This is a genomic window from Pseudomonas sp. MH9.2, assembly GCF_034353875.1.
GTDB lineage: Bacteria > Pseudomonadota > Gammaproteobacteria > Pseudomonadales > Pseudomonadaceae > Aquipseudomonas.
This window is the reverse complement of the sequence record NZ_CP133784.1, coordinates 1,744,922-1,764,206: the sequence shown is the minus strand read 5'-3', so window position 1 is coordinate 1,764,206 and position 19,285 is coordinate 1,744,922. Positions and strand designations below refer to the sequence as shown.

Annotated in this window: 20 protein-coding genes; all 20 read left to right on the top strand. The window is 49.2% G+C overall.

The features are described from left to right. The first annotated feature begins 411 nt into the window (after window positions 1-411). The 20 genes from RHM55_RS08245 (at window position 412) to RHM55_RS08150 (ending at window position 19,243) form a co-directional block, all read left to right on the top strand. On the top strand, window positions 412-693 hold the full coding sequence (locus RHM55_RS08245) for a hypothetical protein (protein ID WP_322180999.1): 282 nt from the start codon (window positions 412-414) through the stop codon (window positions 691-693). A gap of 165 nt (window positions 694-858) precedes the next feature. Beyond that, on the top strand, window positions 859-1,155 hold the full coding sequence (gene ihfB / locus RHM55_RS08240) for an integration host factor subunit beta (RefSeq protein WP_322180997.1): 297 nt from the start codon (window positions 859-861) through the stop codon (window positions 1,153-1,155). A 24-nt stretch (window positions 1,156-1,179) separates the two neighbouring features. Further along, on the top strand, window positions 1,180-1,419 hold the full coding sequence (locus RHM55_RS08235; RefSeq protein WP_322180995.1) for a LapA family protein: 240 nt from the start codon (window positions 1,180-1,182) through the stop codon (window positions 1,417-1,419). A 221-nt stretch (window positions 1,420-1,640) separates the two neighbouring features. Beyond that, on the top strand, window positions 1,641-2,690 hold the full coding sequence (locus RHM55_RS08230; protein ID WP_322180993.1) for an LPS O-antigen chain length determinant protein WzzB: 1,050 nt from the start codon (window positions 1,641-1,643) through the stop codon (window positions 2,688-2,690). Between the two features lie 247 nt (window positions 2,691-2,937). After that, on the top strand, window positions 2,938-4,296 hold the full coding sequence (locus tag RHM55_RS08225; RefSeq protein ID WP_322180991.1) for a Wzz/FepE/Etk N-terminal domain-containing protein: 1,359 nt from the start codon (window positions 2,938-2,940) through the stop codon (window positions 4,294-4,296). Between the two features lie 84 nt (window positions 4,297-4,380). Then, window positions 4,381-5,892, top strand: coding sequence for an MBL fold metallo-hydrolase (locus RHM55_RS08220; RefSeq protein ID WP_322180988.1), 1,512 nt, complete (start codon window positions 4,381-4,383; stop codon window positions 5,890-5,892). A gap of 218 nt (window positions 5,893-6,110) precedes the next feature. Next, window positions 6,111-7,181, top strand: coding sequence for a dTDP-glucose 4,6-dehydratase (gene rfbB, locus RHM55_RS08215; protein WP_322180986.1), 1,071 nt, complete (start codon window positions 6,111-6,113; stop codon window positions 7,179-7,181). A 1-nt stretch (window position 7,182) separates the two neighbouring features. Next, window positions 7,183-8,076 (top strand): dTDP-4-dehydrorhamnose reductase, encoded by an 894-nt coding sequence (gene rfbD / locus RHM55_RS08210; RefSeq protein WP_322180984.1) that lies wholly within the window; start codon window positions 7,183-7,185, stop codon window positions 8,074-8,076. Continuing rightward, window positions 8,073-8,966, top strand: coding sequence for a glucose-1-phosphate thymidylyltransferase RfbA (gene rfbA, locus RHM55_RS08205; RefSeq protein ID WP_322180982.1), 894 nt, complete (start codon window positions 8,073-8,075; stop codon window positions 8,964-8,966). The genes rfbD and rfbA overlap by 4 nt, the downstream gene beginning before the upstream one ends. Continuing rightward, a complete protein-coding gene (gene rfbC, locus RHM55_RS08200; protein ID WP_322180980.1) occupies window positions 8,963-9,529 on the top strand; it encodes a dTDP-4-dehydrorhamnose 3,5-epimerase in 567 nt (188 codons plus the stop codon). Before rfbA ends, rfbC begins: the two co-directional genes overlap by 4 nt. Beyond that, window positions 9,526-9,930 (top strand): FdtA/QdtA family cupin domain-containing protein, encoded by a 405-nt coding sequence (locus RHM55_RS08195; protein ID WP_322180978.1) that lies wholly within the window; start codon window positions 9,526-9,528, stop codon window positions 9,928-9,930. Before rfbC ends, RHM55_RS08195 begins: the two co-directional genes overlap by 4 nt. After that, window positions 9,923-10,387, top strand: coding sequence for an acyltransferase (locus RHM55_RS08190; protein WP_322180976.1), 465 nt, complete (start codon window positions 9,923-9,925; stop codon window positions 10,385-10,387). The genes RHM55_RS08195 and RHM55_RS08190 overlap by 8 nt, the downstream gene beginning before the upstream one ends. Continuing rightward, the gene (locus RHM55_RS08185; protein WP_322180974.1) at window positions 10,384-11,511 is read left to right on the top strand and encodes a DegT/DnrJ/EryC1/StrS family aminotransferase; all 1,128 of its coding nucleotides are present in this window, start codon (window positions 10,384-10,386) and stop codon (window positions 11,509-11,511) included. Before RHM55_RS08190 ends, RHM55_RS08185 begins: the two co-directional genes overlap by 4 nt. After that, window positions 11,508-12,782 carry an O-antigen translocase gene (locus tag RHM55_RS08180; RefSeq protein ID WP_322180972.1) on the top strand — a complete coding sequence of 425 codons (1,275 nt, stop codon included), beginning with the start codon at window positions 11,508-11,510 and terminating at the stop codon, window positions 12,780-12,782. The genes RHM55_RS08185 and RHM55_RS08180 overlap by 4 nt, the downstream gene beginning before the upstream one ends. Continuing rightward, window positions 12,779-14,236, top strand: coding sequence for a hypothetical protein (locus tag RHM55_RS08175; RefSeq protein ID WP_322180970.1), 1,458 nt, complete (start codon window positions 12,779-12,781; stop codon window positions 14,234-14,236). Before RHM55_RS08180 ends, RHM55_RS08175 begins: the two co-directional genes overlap by 4 nt. After that, window positions 14,233-15,393 carry a hypothetical protein gene (locus RHM55_RS08170; protein ID WP_322180968.1) on the top strand — a complete coding sequence of 387 codons (1,161 nt, stop codon included), beginning with the start codon at window positions 14,233-14,235 and terminating at the stop codon, window positions 15,391-15,393. Before RHM55_RS08175 ends, RHM55_RS08170 begins: the two co-directional genes overlap by 4 nt. Continuing rightward, window positions 15,390-16,295: a glycosyltransferase family 2 protein gene (locus RHM55_RS08165; protein WP_322180966.1), complete on the top strand. Its 906-nt coding sequence runs from the start codon at window positions 15,390-15,392 to the stop codon at window positions 16,293-16,295. Before RHM55_RS08170 ends, RHM55_RS08165 begins: the two co-directional genes overlap by 4 nt. Window positions 16,296-16,350: 55 nt before the next feature. Then, window positions 16,351-17,262: a glycosyltransferase gene (locus RHM55_RS08160; RefSeq protein ID WP_322180964.1), complete on the top strand. Its 912-nt coding sequence runs from the start codon at window positions 16,351-16,353 to the stop codon at window positions 17,260-17,262. Further along, entirely contained in the window at window positions 17,259-18,227 is a 969-nt protein-coding gene (locus RHM55_RS08155; protein ID WP_322180962.1) for an SDR family oxidoreductase, read from the top strand. The genes RHM55_RS08160 and RHM55_RS08155 overlap by 4 nt, the downstream gene beginning before the upstream one ends. Next, on the top strand, window positions 18,224-19,243 hold the full coding sequence (locus RHM55_RS08150) for a glycosyltransferase family 4 protein (protein ID WP_322180960.1): 1,020 nt from the start codon (window positions 18,224-18,226) through the stop codon (window positions 19,241-19,243). Before RHM55_RS08155 ends, RHM55_RS08150 begins: the two co-directional genes overlap by 4 nt. Window positions 19,244-19,285: the final 42 nt, after the last annotated feature.

Genomic DNA, 19,285 nt, shown 5'->3' with positions numbered 1-19,285 from the left:
ATGCGGCGCGGTCTGCCTGCTGCCCCTCGATCCCGATCGTGGCTGCAGGGTCAAGCCCAAACCCGCCGGAAGCCCGTGCCGTGCTTATTCGCAGACGAGTCAGCTCCGACCTATCAAAATCATTGCCCATACGGTCTCCGCTTCTGGCCCCAAGGCCGTAGGAGCAGACTTGTCTGCGAAGACCATGCGGCGCGGTCTACCTGCTGCCCCTCGATCCCGATCAACCTCCTGCCATAGGTGATTTTCGCCGTGAAATGCACCATGTCTTTCGCGTCTGTCATTGCCCCACACGGTCATACCACCAACACATCACCCCCTCCTGTCTTTTCAACAAGACAAGCCCTTCAAGCCGAGACTAGACTGAATCGTCTACGAGCTGTCGCAGGGCACGCGCCCCGCATAAGGAAATACATGCGCCGCATCATCATTGTTGTCGCCATGCTGGCCCTCACAGGCTGTGCCACCTCCCATAAAACCAAAGTAATACGTGGTCAAAGCGGATTGATGGTCGAATGCTCCGGCATGAACTCCAGTTGGGACAGTTGCTACGCCCGCGCTACCCGTGAATGCAAACCGGGTGGCTTTAAAGTCCTCGGCAAATCCAGCGACGTCAAAGAAGATCCAGAGGACTATCCATTCGGGTGGAATCCAGCCGGCTATTTCACCAGGAGCATGCTCGTGGTCTGTAATTGAGCGTTTTAATCCTGGATATGCACCAGAAAATGTCATAAATGAAGGGAACTTCACGGGCCGCCAATCATCCTTCACATAAGTCAATACTCGGACTGTTCAAATCCTTCCAGTCATGCTAAAACCTTCGGAGCGCTTATCTAGCTGCTTGAAAAAGAAGGGAAAAATATGACGAAGTCGGAGTTGATCGATCGAATTGTTACCCATCAAGGGCTGCTCTCATCCAAGGATGTCGAGCTGGCTATCAAGACCATGCTTGAGCAAATGTCTCAATGCCTCGCTACCGGTGATCGCATCGAGATTCGGGGCTTTGGCAGCTTTTCTCTGCACTACCGCTCACCGCGCGTAGGACGCAACCCAAAAACCGGCCAATCCGTGAGCCTGGACGGCAAATTCGTCCCTCACTTCAAACCGGGCAAAGAATTGCGTGATCGAGTCAACGAAGACGAAGAAGAGGGCGTCTAACGCCCCCAACAAAAGGAGCGGCAGATGCGGAACTTCAAGCGCGTAATGTTGGTCGTAATCATCCTGCTGATCGTTTTGGCGACGGTAGTGTTCGTGCTGGAAAATCAGCAACCCGTTTCTCTGGTCTTTCTCGGCTGGTCAGCGCCAGAGCTGTCGGTGGCTGTCCCTGTGATTGTAGCCTTGCTGATCGGGATGATGATCGGCCCGCTGCTTGGCTGGATTGTGAGCTTCCGGAGAAAACAAAAACCGCCTCGATTGGTTTGAGTTCAGTCCGGATTCTGGATGATCAGCGAGCGGAAAGAGAAAGAGGGCGCGGAGTGCGCACTTTTTCCGGGTTCTCTTCAAGAGATCTCAATTGTTTACACCTTCGACACTCAGAACATCAAAGTATTGTCTAACCTCAAATAGTCATGCTTGGCAAGGACGCTCAAGATATTCAGAGCGTCGACCAACCCACTATAAAAATTGAAAAGGTTAGACCTGATATGGCGAACACCCCGGCAACGACGCAGGACGCGGATGAGATCGACCTGTTTGAATTGGTTGTGGCGTTATGGGCTCAGAAGCTTCTGATAATCAGTGTCGCTTTGGTCGCAACCCTGGCAGCAGCAACGTATGCTTTTCTCAGTAAGCCTATTTATGAAGCGCGTGTTTATTTGCAGCCGCCAACCTTGAACGGCATCGCTGATTTCAACTACGGCCGAACCAGAGATGCAGAGCTCACGCCCTTTACGACCAAAGATGTGTACGAGGTATTCACCCGTAACTTACAGAGTGAATCATTGCGACGAGCCTTCTTCAATGAAGTTTATTTGCCTTCGCTACCAGCGTCCGTGCGTAACGGGTCGCAAGATGTGTTGTACGCCAATTTTTTAAGAACATTGACCATAGGTCTTCCGAGCAAAGAGCAGCCAGATCGTTATTCCGTTATCGTTGAAGGCGAGGATCCTGCCCAAGCCGCCGATTGGGTGAAGGCTTTTGCAGCCAGAGCGGGTGCCGCAGCGGAAAAAGAAATGATCAGCAACGTTACCCGTGAAGCCGAAGTGCGGGCGCGTAACCTTAGCCAGCAGATCACTACCTTACAAGAAACACAAAGCCGAATTCGTCAGGACTCCATCACCCAGCTGCGTGAGGCGTTGGCGGTGGCTGAGGCCATTGGCCTGCAAAATCCACCCATCGTTTCTGGCAATATTTCAGCGGAAGTCTCTGCCAGCATGGACGGGCAGTTGACATATATGCGTGGCAGCAAAGCGCTGAAAGCAGAAATTCAGAACCTCGAAAGTCGTAAATCTGACGATCCTTTCACGGGGAACTTAAGAGCACTGCAAATCAAGCAAAGTTTTTACACAGATTTACAGGTAAGCCCAGACGCCGTCTCTGTCTATCGCCAGGATGGTCCCATTGAGCAGCCTGATCGTCCCATCAAACCCAAAAAAGGCCTCATCATACTGCTAGGGCTGGTCGTGGGTGGCATGGTGGGTTTCATGATCGCGCTGGTTCGCCATTTCGTACTGACCAGGAAAGGTAGGGTTTGAAGCATCTAGACTCAAATCCTCATGCCGATTCGTTTTGTAGGAACTATCCTACAAATTGTCAAGACTTGTAATGAGCTAGGTTAGTGGCAGAATGCCGCAAGTTCTCGATTACCAGTCAGTCTTTTGTGCGTCATTGACGCGAGCATGAAGCTCGCGTCAATGACCAGAATTAATAATAACTACTAGCACTTAGCTATCTGTCTGCATAACGAGCCCGCAGTTTCTCTTTTGAAGGCAGGCCTTGGTTGTGAGTAGCATTACCCGTATTCCCTCGACTACCCCTAACGATGAAATCGATCTATTTGCGTTAGTTCATGCCATCTGGCGTCAGAAAGCGCTGATCGTCTCAGTGGCTATCGTCGCCGGTCTGATCGCCGCAGCCTACGCGTTCCTTACTACCCCGGAATATCAAGTCAGCAGCGTTCTGCGCCCGGCGGCGATCAACGAACTCGATGCCCTGAACCGCTCGGATATCTACAAGCTTCCTCCTAAAGATGCCCTTCTCAAAGTGGGGGCTTCGTTGGAATCTTATGACACACGTTTAGGCTTTTTCCGCGCAAATCAAGGATTATTCAAAGAATTCAAGCGCCCAGGTCAAACCCTTGAGCAAAGCTTTGAGGAGTTCAACCGCGACTCAATCAGGCTGGTTTTGCCAGACCCCAAGAGAGTGGATGTCCTCAGCGCTTCTATTGGCCTGGAGTTGAACTATCCGAAAGGTGTAGATGGTGTTGCAATCCTGAACGGCTTTATTGACTACGGGATTCAGGCTGAGCGTGAGCAGATTTCGGCGGACATGGATGTGATCGTCAATAACCGTCTGAATGAGTTGAAAGGCAAAATTGATGCCGCGCGTGCCAGCTACGATACCGACAAAGAATCGAAAATCGCGGTGCTGCTTGAGGCGGATAACCTAAAGCGTGCGCAACTGCAGGACGAGCTAAAAGCCCTACGCTTGCAGTTAAAAACCCAGCGCGGTGATCGAATGGCTCAGTTGAGTGAAGCCATAGGTATTGCCAAATCATTGGGTATCAAGCGACCTACCACTCCGTCCTCGTTGGGTGACACTGAGCGCACAGGCCCTAACAGTGTTATGCGTACGGAAGTCAATAATCAGCAAATTCCCCTGTACTTCATGGGCACAGAAGCCTTGGAGGCGGAGCGTAATGCCTTGCAGCAGCGTAAATCTGACGATTTCACCGAACACCGAATTGCCGAGATCGCCAAGGAACTGCTACTGCTGCAGAACAACCGCCAGGTTGAAGTGCTGAGCAAGCGTGAAAACGAAGACATTTTCTTGACCGGCATCGAGCCTCTACGTGAAGAGGGTGCACGACTGCGTAACTTGAACATCGATCTGCAGAACCTAAAATTGGTCACTATCGACCGTAAGGCTCTGGAGCCTCAACGGCCCGTCAAACCTAAAAAGGTATTGATTGTCATTCTTGGCCTGATAATGGGCGCGATGCTGGGTGTACTGTTGGCATTGATCCGCCATTTCGTCAGCGCACGGCGCCTATCGGTTGTTCATCATCAGGCGTTAGCACCTGCATTGAATGGCACCCTGCAAGGCAGCAACGGACAAGGTTTGCAAAACGTTAAAGACTGATCAACGCCCAAGGTCCGGCTAAGCTGGACCGTTTTTTTATGGGCGAACATCGTCTTTCATGTAGCAAGACCGAGAGGGACTCTCATGCTTTACCCGGAAATCATCCACCACGGCGCCATTGAGGGTGTCACAGGCTCTTGCCATCAACTGCAACTGGATGCAACAAGCAGCCTGCTGATCGACTGCGGCTTATTTCAGGGATTGGAAACCAGCAAGCAGGGTATCGTCGGGGCCGATTCATCGGCCATCGACTTTTCCATCGAAACCATCAAAGCCCTGATCGTTACGCACGTGCACGCTGACCATGTCGGGCGTATCCCTAATCTCCTGACCGCTGGCTTTAAAGGTCCGATTCTCTGCAGCGAGCCGTCGGCTAAATTGTTGCCGCTGGTGCTGGAAGACGCCTACAAGCTCGAATACGGGCGAGACGAACAACACGTCGAGCGCTATCTCAAGCTAATCGAGTCGAGGATCATTGCGCTGCCCTTCGACACCTGGTTTAGCCTGGCAAAAACCCCTGAGCTTTCTTGCAGAGTTCGTCTGCAGCGTGCTGGGCATATTCTTGGTTCGGCTTATGTCGAATGCGATATCGACTACCCCGTCGAAAGCCGCAATAAGCGTATCGTTTTCTCGGGTGATCTGGGCGCCTCGCACACGCCACTGTTATCTCGTCCAAAATCCCCAGAACGCGCGGACGTACTGGTGCTGGAAAGCACCTATGGTGATCGCCTGCATGAAGACCGGGCTACACGCCTGTCGCGACTGGAAGAGGTCATTGACAGGGCTTTGGCAGATCATGGCACGGTACTGATTCCCGCATTCAGCATCGGGCGCACTCAGGAATTGCTCTACGAAATCGAAGATATTCTCCATCGCAAAGCGCTGCGGAACCCAAACACCGCCAATGAGGGGGTGGCGTTTGAAAGCCCCGCATCCGAGCAAGATCCAGGCAGCTCCCTACCCATCGATTGGCCTCAGCTACCGATCATCCTGGATTCACCCTTGGCCAGCCGTTTTACCAAGGTCTATCAGGAACTTGATGACTTCTGGGATGCCGAAGCTAAACAGCGACTAGACAACGGGCGCGAGCCGCTACGATTCGACCAACTGATTACCATCGACACCCATGCAAAGCATATGCAAACGGTCAACTACCTTGCCAGCAGCGGCCGCCCCGCTATCGTCATCGCGGGCAGCGGCATGTGCTCCGGTGGTCGAATCGTCAACTACCTGAAAGCCATGCTCGGTGACAGCAGGCATAATGTGCTTTTTGTGGGCTATCAAGCCAAAGGCACGCCGGGTGCCGCAATTCAAAGCTATGGACCAAAAGGCGGATATGTTGAGCTAGAACAGGAACGCTACACGATCAACGCTGGCGTGACATCGATGGCCGGCTACTCGGCGCATGCCGACCAGCAAGGACTAGTCGCTTTTGTCGAGGGGATGCCTGAATGGCCATCGGAAATCCGACTCGTCCACGGTGACGCTCATTCGAAGAACGTTTTGTGTGAAGTCCTGTACAGAAAAATCAGCCTCAAGGAGGCTTCTTCGGTAGTCAGCATTCCCGTAAGGGTTGGTTTACCAGTTTCTGTATAGGGACGATAACTGTAAGTATCAACTAGGCGATATACGCAGAGTTCTCGCTTTTCCTGTTTAAAAGGATCGAAGCAAGACTGCCCATATTTCCTGAATGTTCGTGCTGCGGAAATGCCATAGGCATTCCCGGCGAAGAGCTGTCAGAAAGTCGTGGCCAGTCGTGCAGAAACTAACGACGGACAGCGCAAGCGTCCGTAATTGACACCAGGATGAATGCTTTGAAGATTTTAGTAACTGGCGGTGCAGGTTTCATTGGTTCGGCAGTTGTGCGTCACATCATCGCCGACACCACTGATTCGGTAGTGAACGTGGACAAGCTAACGTACGCAGGCAACCTCGAGTCGCTGCTGGACGTTGCCGAAAACGAGCGCTATGCCTTCGAACGAGTCGATATCTGCGACAGAGAGCAGCTTGACAGGGTTTTCAAGGATCATCGTCCTGATGCGGTCATGCACCTGGCCGCCGAGTCACACGTGGATCGATCGATCATCGGTCCCTCTGACTTCATACAAACCAACATCGTTGGAACCTACACATTGCTGGAGGCTACTCGGGCCTACTGGAACGGGTTGGCTGAGAAGCAGAAAAACGATTTTCGCTTCCACCACATTTCCACCGACGAGGTATACGGCGATCTTGACGGGCCTGAGGATCTCTTCACTGAGCAGACCCCGTATCAACCCAGCTCCCCATACTCTGCAAGCAAAGCCAGCTCTGACCATCTGGTACGCGCCTGGAGTCGCACGTACGGGTTGCCAACGGTAGTGACCAACTGCTCGAACAATTACGGGCCTTACCATTTTCCGGAAAAGCTGATTCCCCTGGTTATCCTCAACGCACTGGAAGGTAAGCCGCTGCCTATTTATGGCAAAGGTGACCAAGTACGTGACTGGCTTTACGTGGAGGACCATGCTCGGGCTTTATACCGTGTAGTAACAGAAGGCGTGGACGGTGAGACTTACAATATCGGTGGTCACAACGAGAAGAAAAATCTCGACGTCGTTCTGAAACTTTGCGAATTGCTGGATGAACTACGTCCGGCCTCAGAGTTTGTGCCGCACGCACAACTGATTACCTATGTTCAAGATCGGCCGGGCCATGATCAGCGCTATGCTATTGACGCAAGCAAGATCCAGCGTGAACTCGGTTGGGTGCCTGCCGAAACCTTTGATTCAGGCATCCGCAAGACGGTTGAGTGGTATCTGAACAACCATGCGTGGGTAGAACACGTAAAAAGCGGCACTTACCAGAACTGGATTGATCAGAACTACGCAAAGCGTTCGAACTGATATGAAAGTATTATTGCTTGGCAAAAGCGGTCAGGTCGGCTGGGAGCTGCAACGATCATTGGCGACGCTTGGCGACCTCGTCGCACTGGATCGGCATGAGGGAAACGGGCTCAGCGGTGATCTCGCAAATCTTGAGGCTTTACGTGAGACCATTCGGCACGTGGCCCCTGACGTTATCGTGAATGCCGCGGCCTACACCGCGGTCGATAAGGCTGAGTCTGATCACAATACCGCAAGGTTGATAAACGCTGACGCGGTGGAACTTCTGGCGCAAGAGTCCGCCCGACTGGGTTGTCTGCTGGTTCACTTCTCTACCGACTACGTGTTTGACGGCTCGGGTTCGGAGCCTTGGCAGGAGCAAGATCAGGTTGCTCCTGTCAACGCTTATGGATCAACCAAGCTCGCTGGTGAGCAGGCGATCCTTGCTTCAGGTTGCAAGCACCTTATATTTCGGACCAGTTGGGTCTACGGTGCAAGAGGTAACAATTTTGCGAAGACGATGTTGAAGCTAGCCACTGATCGTACTCAATTAAACGTCATTGCTGATCAGATTGGAGCACCAACAGGGGCAGACCTGATCGCCGACGTAACTACTGTTGCGATTCGTCACGCGCGTGGTGACGACAAGGTGTGTGGCATTTATCATCTTGCAGCGTCGGGTTTCACTTCGTGGCATGAATACGCGACACTGGTCATCGACTGCGGTCGCGCCGCCGAGGAAACTCTAGCTGTTCAATGCATCACGCCTATCCTAACGGAACAATACCCGACGCCGGCGCGTCGGCCGCTGAACTCACGGCTCAACACAGATAAACTGTGCAGGACTTTTTCTATCCACCTGCCCGATTGGCAGAGTGGAGTAACCCGGATGTTGAAGGAAGTGTTAGTCAGATGACGGTCATCAAACGCAAAGGCATCATTCTCGCTGGCGGCTCAGGCACACGCCTGCACCCTCTGACACTTGGCGTGTCGAAGCAAATGCTCCCGATCTTCGACAAACCAATGATTTTTTATCCGCTTTCGGTGTTGATGCTCGCGGGCATGCGGGAAGTTTTGATCATCTCCACCCCAGAAGATCTGCCGTGTTTCAAAAAGCTGTTGGGGGACGGTAGCCAATACGGAATCGAGTTGACCTACGCAGAGCAGCCGAGCCCGGATGGCTTGGCGCAGGCGTTTTTAATCGGTGAAGAGTTCATCGGTCAGGATCCTTGCTGCCTGATACTCGGGGACAACATTTTTTACGGCCACCATTTCTCTGAAAACCTGAGCGCCGCAATGTCCCAGACGTCAGGCGCAACGGTGTTTGGCTATCACGTATCCGATCCAGAGCGCTTTGGCGTGGTTGAGTTCGACAGTACTGGGCGGGCATTGAGCATCGAAGAAAAACCTTCGACGCCGAAGTCCAACTATGCGGTGACTGGCCTCTACTTCTACGACAACCGTGTGGTGGACATTGCAAAGCGTATCAAGCCGTCGGATCGCGGTGAGCTTGAGATCACGGACGTTAACCGGGTGTATCTTGAAGACAAGTCGCTCACGGTCGAAATGCTCGGGCGTGGTTTTGCCTGGCTAGATACGGGTACCCATGAGTCCTTGCTGGAGGCTAGCCAATTCGTACACACGATTGAACATCGGCAGGGCCTCAAGGTCGCGTGTCTCGAAGAAATTGCATTCGCTCACGGATGGATTTCGCCTGCGCAGTTGAAAGAGCAGGCCGAGAAACTGAAAAAAACAGGTTATGGTCAGTATCTGCTGAAGTTGTTGGCTGAGGCTGAAAGCGCATGAAATTGATTCAGACCTCTCTGCCCGACGTCGTCATTATTGAGCCCACAGTGTTCAGTGATGACCGAGGGTGGTTTATGGAAAGTTTTAATGAGGCGAAATTTCATACGGCGCTACAAGCTTTAGATTTACCGACTCCTCGAGCTTTTGTTCAGGATAATCATTCCTGCTCTGCCAAAGGTGTTTTGCGCGGGTTGCATTATCAACGCGCGCCTCATGCTCAGGGCAAGCTTGTACGTGTCATTCAGGGTGCTGCTTATGATGTGGCCGTGGACATACGTCCAGCTTCATCCACCTATTTGCAGTGGGTCGGGGTCGAGTTGAGCGCTGTAAACAACCGTATGTTATGGATTCCAGAGGGTTTTGCTCACGGTTTCGTTGCACTGGAAGACGATACGCACTTTATGTACAAAACTACGGATTACTACGATAAGTCGTCGGAAGGTGCTCTTCTTTGGAAGGATCCAGCATTAGGTATTAAATGGCCTCAGCCAAGCGATTTTATAATCAATGAAAAAGACAGTGATGCTCCTGCTGTCGATAGTTTGCCGGCGATAAACTCATGAGTCTGATTACTTTTCTTGATCTAAAGACTTTAGGTGATGAGCGCGGGCATTTGGTTGTGCTTGAAAACAACAAAAATATTCCGTTCGACGTAAAACGCGTTTATTACCTGACTGATACGCAGCCGGGCGTGCCGCGCGGCTTCCATGCGCACAAAGAACTCGTTCAGGTCGCAGTTTGTGTATCCGGCCGATGTCTTATGAAGATGGACGACGGTATCAATCAAGAAGAAGTCTGGCTCGACGCTCCTAATAAGGCGATCATTATTGACAAAATGATATGGCACGAGATGCATGATTTTAGTCAGCACTGCGTATTGCTTGTGTTAGCGAGTGACTTTTACGATGAGGCGGATTACATACGCGAGTACTCTAGTTTCTTGGAGATAATCAAGCATGCCTAAAATACATCCGCTTTCCGATGTGAAAAGCTCCCATATAGGCAAAGATACTCGCGTGTGGCAATACGCGGTGGTGTTCGACGGTGCCGTGATTGGAGAGAACTGCAATATTTGCGCACACACACTAATCGAAAAAGGCGTGACAGTCGGCAACAATGTTACTGTCAAGTCTGGGGTATATCTCTGGGAAGGCACCGTCATTGCCGATGATGTGTTTATTGGCCCGAATGCGACTTTTACCAATGATGCGATGCCTCGCTCAAAAATTTATCCAGAGAAGTTCTCCGGAATCACAGTTAAACGGGGTGCTAGCATCGGTGCTAATGCGACCATATTGCCAGGCGTGACTATCGGCACAGAGGCCATGGTCGGTGCCGGGGCCGTAGTGGTGGTCGATGTGCCGGACCGTGCTGTTGTGGTGGGTAATCCCGCCAAAGTTATTAGGTATGTGAATAAATGATAAGTTTCCTAAATTTGAAAGAAGTCAATAGTGGTTGCCGGGATGAGTTAATCGCAGCCTGCACTCGCGTTATTGATTCTGGTTGGTACATCGGCGGGGCAGAACTTAAGACGTTCGAAGACAGTTTTGCTGAGTATTGTGGCACCAAGCACTGCATCGGTGTTGCAAACGGCTTGGACGCTTTAGCGCTGGTAATCCGTGCGTGGAAAGAGCTTGGTTATCTGCAGGCTGGCGATGAAATTCTTGTGCCATCTAACACCTATATCGCAAGTATTCTGGCCATATCCGAGAACGGCTTGGTTCCAGTTCTGGTTGAACCTGATCAATCTACGTTCAACATTTGCCCTGTCAACGCTGAAGCTGCAATAACGTCCAAAACCAAGGCGATTTTGCCTGTGCACCTTTATGGTCGTCTTGCCGACATGCCCGCGATTATGGCGCTGACCGACCGGTATAACCTGTTGGTGCTCGAAGATTCTGCTCAGTCTCATGGCGCAAGCATCGATGGAAAAAGGTCAGGTAACTGGGGGCATGCTTCAGGCTTCAGTTTCTACCCTGGCAAAAACCTTGGTGCGTTGGGCGATGCGGGTGCTATCACAACAAACGACGATTTGCTCGCAAGTACTTTGAGGGCTTTACGTAACTACGGCTCTCACAAGAAATACGAGAACCTCTATCGTGGCGTAAATAGCCGGCTAGACGAGTTGCAAGCCGCTTGCCTCTCCGTGAAATTGAAATACCTCGACGAGCAAACCGAGCATCGTCGCCAAATAGCGGAGCTGTATACTCAAGGCATAAACAACCCCTCAATCCAGCTCCCCGTTGACCTGGCGTTCCATGCTGCTACCAATGAAGGACATGTGTGGCATGTCTACACCGTGCTCTGCGATGACCGAGAAGCACTGCAAAAGCACCTCGCAGATCTTGGCGTTCAAACGCTAATTCACTATCCAATTCCGCCGCATCATCAGGCAGCTTACGTAGAGTGGGCGGGACTTTCGCTCCCTGTGTCTGAAAAGATTCATAGTCAGATATTGAGTCTTCCTATGGGCCCGACGCTTTCTACCGCGGATGCAGAAACCGTCATTCAGGCATGCAATAGCTTTCAGTCAGGAAAACTATGAACCTGATTAAAACCAGTTTGCTGAATGGCATAGCTGTAGTTGTTAAAATGTTGACGCTGTTGGGCTTAAATAAAATATTGGCGGTTTACATCGGTCCAACGGGATTCGCAGCAATTGGCCAATTTCAAAACGCATTACAAATGATAACAACTTTGACCGGAGGGGGGATAACTAACGGCGTTGTAAAATATACGGCCGAATATGCCGATAACGAACAGGCTCAACGTCAGATCTGGAAAGTTGCGGGTACTATTACTATACTTAGTAGTTTAGTAGTTGCAATTCTGGTAGTCGTTTTTAGCCACGAACTCGCAGGTTTTTTTCTTCACGATAAAAACTTGCGTGACATATTTTATTGGTTTGCTGCTGGGATTTTGTTTTTTTCTTTAAATACGTTTTTATTGGCTATTTTAAATGGAAAAAAGGAAATACTACTCTATGTTATCTCAAATATCGCAGGGAGCTTGATAGCGCTTGGGTTGACGGTAGCTTTAACTGTTATTTATGGGCTACATGGCGCGTTGATTGCGTTAGTTATGTACCAGTCGTTCAGTTTTTTTGTAACTCTGCTTGTCTGTAATCGTATGTCATGGTTTAAGTTTAGCTATATGTTTGGTTCGTTCAATAAAGTAGTCGCGAAAAAACTTCTTGCCTATTTTTTGATGGCTGTTGTATCTGCGGCAAGCATTCCTATTGGCCAGATTTTGGTCAGGAATTACCTGGGTAATACATTCGGCTGGGAAGTTGCCGGATACTGGGAAGCGCTGTCACGGCTAAGTGCCGCCTATCTCCTATTAGTTACGACTACATTGAGCGTTTATTACTTGCCAAAACTCTCGGAGTTAAAAGTCGCTGGCGATATCCGGGCGGAGATCATACAAGGTTACAAGTACATACTTCCGGTCGCAATGTTCGCAGGTCTAATGACGTACTTGTTCCGAGATTTTATTATTTCGCTATTATTTACCGAAGCGTTTCATCCGATGCGGATTTTTTTTGCTGGGCAAGTCATAGGAGATAGTCTGAAAATAGTCAGCTGGATAATCGCCTACGTTATGCTTAGTAAAGCTATGGTTAAGCGGTTTATCATAACGGAAATTATTTCCTGTGCCTCTCTATATATGCTTACCCTTATTTTTACCAAGGTGTGGGGAGTTGAAGCTGTTACCTGGGCTTATGCGTTTAACTATTTTATATATTGTTTGATGATGTATTTTTTTGTTTATTTAAGCCTTGAGAAAAATAATGCTAAGTTAAGTGTTGAGGCTTGAATATGATATTTACAGAGATTCAAAGTGCAATACTATCCGAGCCGGAATTGGATGCAGCTCTGGAGCTAGCGCACATCTATGGAAATCTCCTGTGGTTCGCAGACGTTGGGATTTACGACGCGTCAGATCTTGAGCAAGAGTTGATATCGAGATGCACTGCTACGCCGAACCGGGTTGTCGTTGACGTAGATGCAGTTGTCAGGGGGGCCGTAATTCATGTAGTTACTGAACCGTATGTAACCGGTGGCCATACCAGATTGATGGAGAAGCTCGCTGGCATGCATGACCGCCCCGTTGATTTGCTTATCACTAAAAGGGCTTCAAAGGCTGCATTAGATCGCGTTTCTAGATATTTCAAAAGTGTCGTCCAGATTGGTTTGTGTACTCCTCTTGAACGGGTTTTTAAAACTACAGACGTCCTATCAAGATATGAAAAAATTGTTCTCCATCTTCACCCGGATGATATCTATACAGTTGTAGCATGCGGACTTCTAAATCGCAGGGCTGAGCAGAAAGTATTTTTCGTGAATCATGCGGATCACGTTTTTTCTTTTGGCTGTTCGGTTGCAGACTACTATTTTGAGTTAAGCAGTTACGGTCGTCGTTTGGATGCACTGAAAAAAATCAAAGGCGTAAAAAGTTTTTTAGGTATTCCAATTGACGTACCTGAAAAAAAATATGAGTCAGCCAAGGTGCATCTTAATAGTGAATCATTACATTTTATTACTGCCGCTAGCGATATTAAATTCAAACCTGTCAAAGGTTTGAGTTTGACTGTACTGTTAAACAGGATTTTAACTGAATATCCTAACTGTAAAGTCTCCGTTATTGGATCTAACATTAAGACTGCTTATTGGTGGTGGTTGCTTAAAGTTAAGTATAAAAAACGGTTTTTAGTTATTCCGATCATGCCGCATTCTGAATACTTGGCTACAATGCAGGGAGCCGATTTTTTTGTGGATAGCTATCCTATACCAGGCGGTACCGCGTTCGCCGAACAGTTTGTTTTAGGGCGTCGGTGCGTAGGGCTTGTATCGCCATTACAAGGCTACTCGCCGGCTGATAGGTTGAAAAGAACAACTGTCGATCAAGTCATGAACTCAATTGCAGATTATAAATTTTCAACAGAAATTCACGATCTGATCGTAAAGGTGAATTCAACAGCTAATGTGGAATCCCGATATCTTCGCTGTGTTGAGGACGGAATAATTTGTCAAAATTTGCTTGACTCATATTGTGACTGGAGCGGTGATGTAGGGTTGTTTAGACAGAAAGATGGTGCTCTAGCAGTCGATGTATCAACTTCAGCTTACTTTGCATTGAAGAAGTTGAACTACAGGCTCGCTATCAAGTTGCTTTTGAGTCTGCGATTTGATAAAAAGTTAAAACTTCTGTTGAAGGTTTTATTGGCAAAATATAAAAAAACTAGGTCGTCTAGATTGGATGTAATATGAATTCTAAAATTGTGCGTTTTTTGATGCTCGGTTATTGCCTTGCTACAGTTTTAGTGCCTGTGTTTATTTTGAATAAACTATTGTTTTTTCCGTTGTTTTTTTTGTCTGTAGTACTCATGTTTTTGAAGCCAATAAAGACATTGGCTCCATGGATAGTAATTCTGATTTTTTTATACGGATTTGTTATTTCTTTGACAGGTGAAGCCGATTTGGCTCTGGGTCGCCAGATGCTTCTTGGCGCTTTCTCGCTGTTTCTGATTTATGTAGTTATTGCCTATAATGTCGACATGGGACTCGCTTTGAAAGCGTCTGGTGTAACCTTGGCAGCTATAATGTGTGGTTTGTCATTCATGCTTATGATGATGCCAGGATTTTTCTTGGGCGATGTACTTTTAGAATACTATAATGCTAATGAGCTTGGATATTATGGGGTGCGTAACTTTGGTAATCTACAGCTTTTCATGCTGCATCACAGATCTTCTCCATTTCTTCTCGTTCCCTTGTCTTTACTCTTCATGGATTATTTGAATTCTCGTAAGTTATTGACATTGTTTTTTATAGGGTTGATCTTGGTCTCTATAGTTTGTTCTGCTTCTCGCGCACTCATGGCTATGGCCGCCATATCTCTATTTGTTTTGTATTTTAACTATAAGACTTGGCCTCTTAGGGTTTTGATCTTGATGGCTGCGGTTCCTTTAGGCCTATCAGCGTTTACGTACCTGGTGAATGAGACGAGTGTTTTAAGTGCGGATGAACAGTCAAACAATATAAAGATAGGTCACGTTGTTTCTTTTTTTAATACGGCTGATTGGAGTATGCTTTTTTTTGGAAAGGGGTTGGGATCCTATTTTTATACGGAGGGATATGGAACGGTTGTATCACAGACTGAAATCACCTGGATGGACTCCGTAAGGTTTGTAGGCGTCCCCCTTTCTGTCTTATTACTCGGTTCAATTCTTTTTCCAGTCAAAAAAATCTTTGCATCGAAAGAGCTTCGGCCAACGGGGATTATTATGCTGCTTTATTTATTGATGTCGATGAGTAACCCTGTTTTATTTAATTCATTCGGCTTCTTAGTGATTTTGTGGTACTGGTCAGTAATCATCAAGGGGCAGCCCACAGTAGCATTGATGCCGCAACCTAGGGGGTTAATTTGAAAGGTGTAGCAGCAGTAGTGGTTGGGTACAATCCAGATATACAAGTATTGGATAGTCTGTTGGCCTCATTAGTCGATCAGGTTGACTTGCTGGTGTTAGTGGATAATGGCGGCGCGTCATTATTTCTTGAATCATCACCAACCATTCGTGATCGGATACGCTATATTCCATTGGGAGAAAATAAAGGATTAGGCTTTGCGCTAAATATTGGGTTTTCTTGCGCTATTGACGAAGGAAATGATTATGTCGTTACGTTCGATCAAGACAGTCATGCGCAATCTGATCTTATTTCCACGTTGCACCAAGCGATGTGTAAAGCGAAATTAATGGATGGTAATGCTATCGCCGTAAGTCCTACATTTTTTGATCGTCGAGACGGGAAACAAATAAAGTTTCCTTTCTACAGCTCCAGCAGCGGTGCCATTAGGGCCATATTTCAAAGCGACGACGAACACGGCCTCGTCAAGGCTGACGCTTTAATTACGTCGGGGATGTTAGTCGATACCCGCGCTTGGAAAAAGGGCATCAAATACGACGACGGCATGTTTGTTGATTTCACCGATACTGAGTGGTGTTTTCGAGTCCGTGATCGCGGTTTTAGTCTTTATGGCTGCTTAAAAGTCGAAATGGGCCATGCGCTTTCCGATGCCCCCCCCGTCAAAATTCTGGGGCTCAGCTTTTTCCGCTACTCTCCCGTTCGCCGCTATTTCTTTTTCCGCAACACGGTTGCTGTTTGCCGCATGAAGCACACGCCTGGCTGCTGGAAACGCAGGATGATCATGGCGCTGATGCTACGCTTTGCTGTGAACCTTCTTATTGATACCGACCGCGCCAAGTCGCTTCGCATGATGGTTCGAGGCATCCGGCATGGTCTCAAAACGAGCTTGGGTCCTGTCCACTAACCATCGAGTTTCCCATTTTGGACCGCGAGGTCGCCAGGATATCTAAGGTAGATTTATGCAGCCGCGTTTTTTGGTACTGCTAGCCGCTTACAACGGCATGAAATGGATTTCAGAGCAGGTTGAATCAATTCTTTCTCAGCAGAATGTATCTGTCACGTTGCTGATCAGTGTCGACAGTTCCACTGACGGTACAGAGCAGTGGGTCGCTGAGATGGCAACGCGTGACACGAGAGTGATCGCATTACCGTTTGGAGAAAAATTCGGCGGGGCAGCGCGCAATTTTTTCCGCCTTATCAAAGACGCATCTTCAGCAGACTTTGACTATTTTTCATTGGCAGATCAGGACGATATCTGGCATCCGGACAAATTCAGCCGTGCCGTGCACGTGATCAACTCGCAACGAGTAGACGGCTATTCCGGTGATGTGACCGCGTTCTGGCCCGATGGGCGTACTAATGCAATCGTCAAGTCGCAACCACAAGTTTCTTATGATTTTCTATTTGAAGCCGCCGGCCCGGGATGTACGTATGTGTTCACTCGAGATTTGTTTATCGAACTGCAGAACCACGTCGTAGGTCACTTTGCAGGGGTGCAGGAGGTAACCCTCCATGATTGGTATTTCTACGCCTTCAGTCGAGCAAAGGGCTATCGTTGGCACATCGATAATGTTCCGGGCATGCAGTACCGGCAGCACGCAAGCAATCAAGTTGGCGTCAATCGTGGTATCAAGGCTTTCAGGTCTCGTTTGTCGCAAGTGTTCGACGGTTGGTATTTAAATCAGGCCGTGCGAATCGCTAATTTGGTAGGTGTGTCTGATCAGCCTTTCGTCCGGGACTGGATCAATCTGGGTCGTATTCAATTATTGCGCTTGGCGTTGAACAGTTCCCGATGTCGCAGACGGCCGAGAGACAAGCTTGTGTTTGCTGGTCTTTGTCTTGCACTCGCTTTGGTGAAACATAAGAAATGAAAACCAAATTATTGATCACCGGCAGTACTGGATTTGTCGGCAGGCAGCTGGTTGCTCACCTGCGCGAAGATCCTGCATCAGATATCCGAATGCTGGTGCGGCGCCTCCCTGAGAAGGCACCAGCACCTGACGATTTCGTCGTGGTCGCCGATTTTGCAGAGATCGACGCTTTACACCCTGCATTGAAAGACATCCAGGTTGTCGTGCATTTGGCCTCTCGCGTTCACATCATGAACGATAGCGACCCCGACCCTCTCGAGGCTTTTCGACGTGTAAATGTTGGGCATACGCTCCAGTTGGCGCGCAGTGCAGCAGCAGCTGGTGTGAAGCGATTCGTGTTTGTAAGTTCGGTAAAGGTAAACGGTGAAGGGACCGCGCCAGGCCAGGCTTATCGTGAATCCGATACCCCGGCACCCGCTGATCCGTACGGCATTTCCAAAATGGAAGCGGAAAAGGGTTTGAAAACCATCGCCTCGCAGACGGGGTTGCAAGTCGTCATCATTCGTCCGGTCTTGGTATACGGGCCAGGGGTCAAAGCTAACTTCGAGAACATGATGAAATGGCTGTGTAAAGGCGTTCCTTTACCCTTTGGTTCGCTGAACAATAAACGCAGCCTAGTGGCGCTAGATAATCTGGTCAGCTTCATCAAGGTATGCGCTGAGCATCCTGCGGCCGCTGACCAGACTTTTCTGATCAGCGACGGGCAAGACGTATCGACTACCGAGCTGCTTCAGAGGTTGGGCAGTGCTTTGCACTCTCCAGCACGATTGTTGCCTGTTCCCGCTCGTTTACTTGCTCTAGGAGCGGGGCTTTTTGGGAAAAACTCATTGTCCCAGCGTTTGTGCGGATCGCTGCAGGTTGATATCCATAAGGCCCGTTCATTGTTGGGTTGGCAACCTGTGGTCACTGTGGACGAAGGTTTGAAAAAGACCGCCGACTACTTCTTGAATGAGCGTGTTAAATGAGATTTTGGTACGTATTGCCTGCCATTATGATTTTATCCTTATTGCTGACGGCAGTCCTCAGGCGTTACGCGCTGCGTCACAGCATTATCGATATCCCTAACGCGCGAAGCTCGCATTCTGTGCCAACACCGAGAGGGGGAGGCGTTGCAATTGTGATCGCCTTTCTGCTCGCGTTGGTGTTGCTTGGTGTTTTTGGTATTGAAGTATGGCCGATTCTTACGGCTTATTTAGGTGCCGGAACGTTAATTGCTCTTATTGGCTTCATGGACGATCACGGGCACATTGCGGCCAGATGGCGATTATTAGGACATTTCCTAGCGGCTGCCTGGGCCTTATTTTGGCTAGGCGGCATGCCGCCCGTCAGCACTTTTGGCTTGAGCATTGACCTCGGTTGGATTGGCGGTGTTCTGGCTACCTTTTATTTGGTCTGGATGCTCAACTTGTATAACTTCATGGACGGTATTGATGGCATTGCCAGTCTTGAAGCGATTTGTAGTTGCCTAGGGCTTTGTCTGATTTACTGGCTGGTGGGGCAGACTAGTGCGATATGGGCGCCGTTGCTGTTGGCGATGGCGGTTGGAGGGTTTCTATTTTGGAACTTTCCGCCAGCAAGGATATTCATGGGGGATGCCGGTAGCGGTTTTCTGGGTATCATTTTGGGTTGCTTGTCTATTCAGGCTGCGTGGGCTGGCTCCGAGTATTTTTTTGCATGGCTGATCATGTTGGGTGTTTTTGTGGTTGACGCCACGTTCACGCTGACTCGTCGTCTGGTTCGGGGCGACAAGGTATACGAAGCTCATCGCAGCCATGCTTATCAATTCGCCTCAAGGGCTTATGGCAGCCACAAACGGGTGACACTTGCCGTCACCGGCATCAACCTGGTGTGGTTACTTCCGATTGCGATGAGCGTAGGCTTGCACCACCTCGACGGCGCATTAGGGTTAGTGCTGGCGTATATTCCTCTTGTTGCGTTGGCCTTCAAATACAAGGCTGGGCAGTTGGAAGCGTCAGCTTGATCGGCAGTTAACTCAATACAAGACCTGCGATGCGGGTCTGCT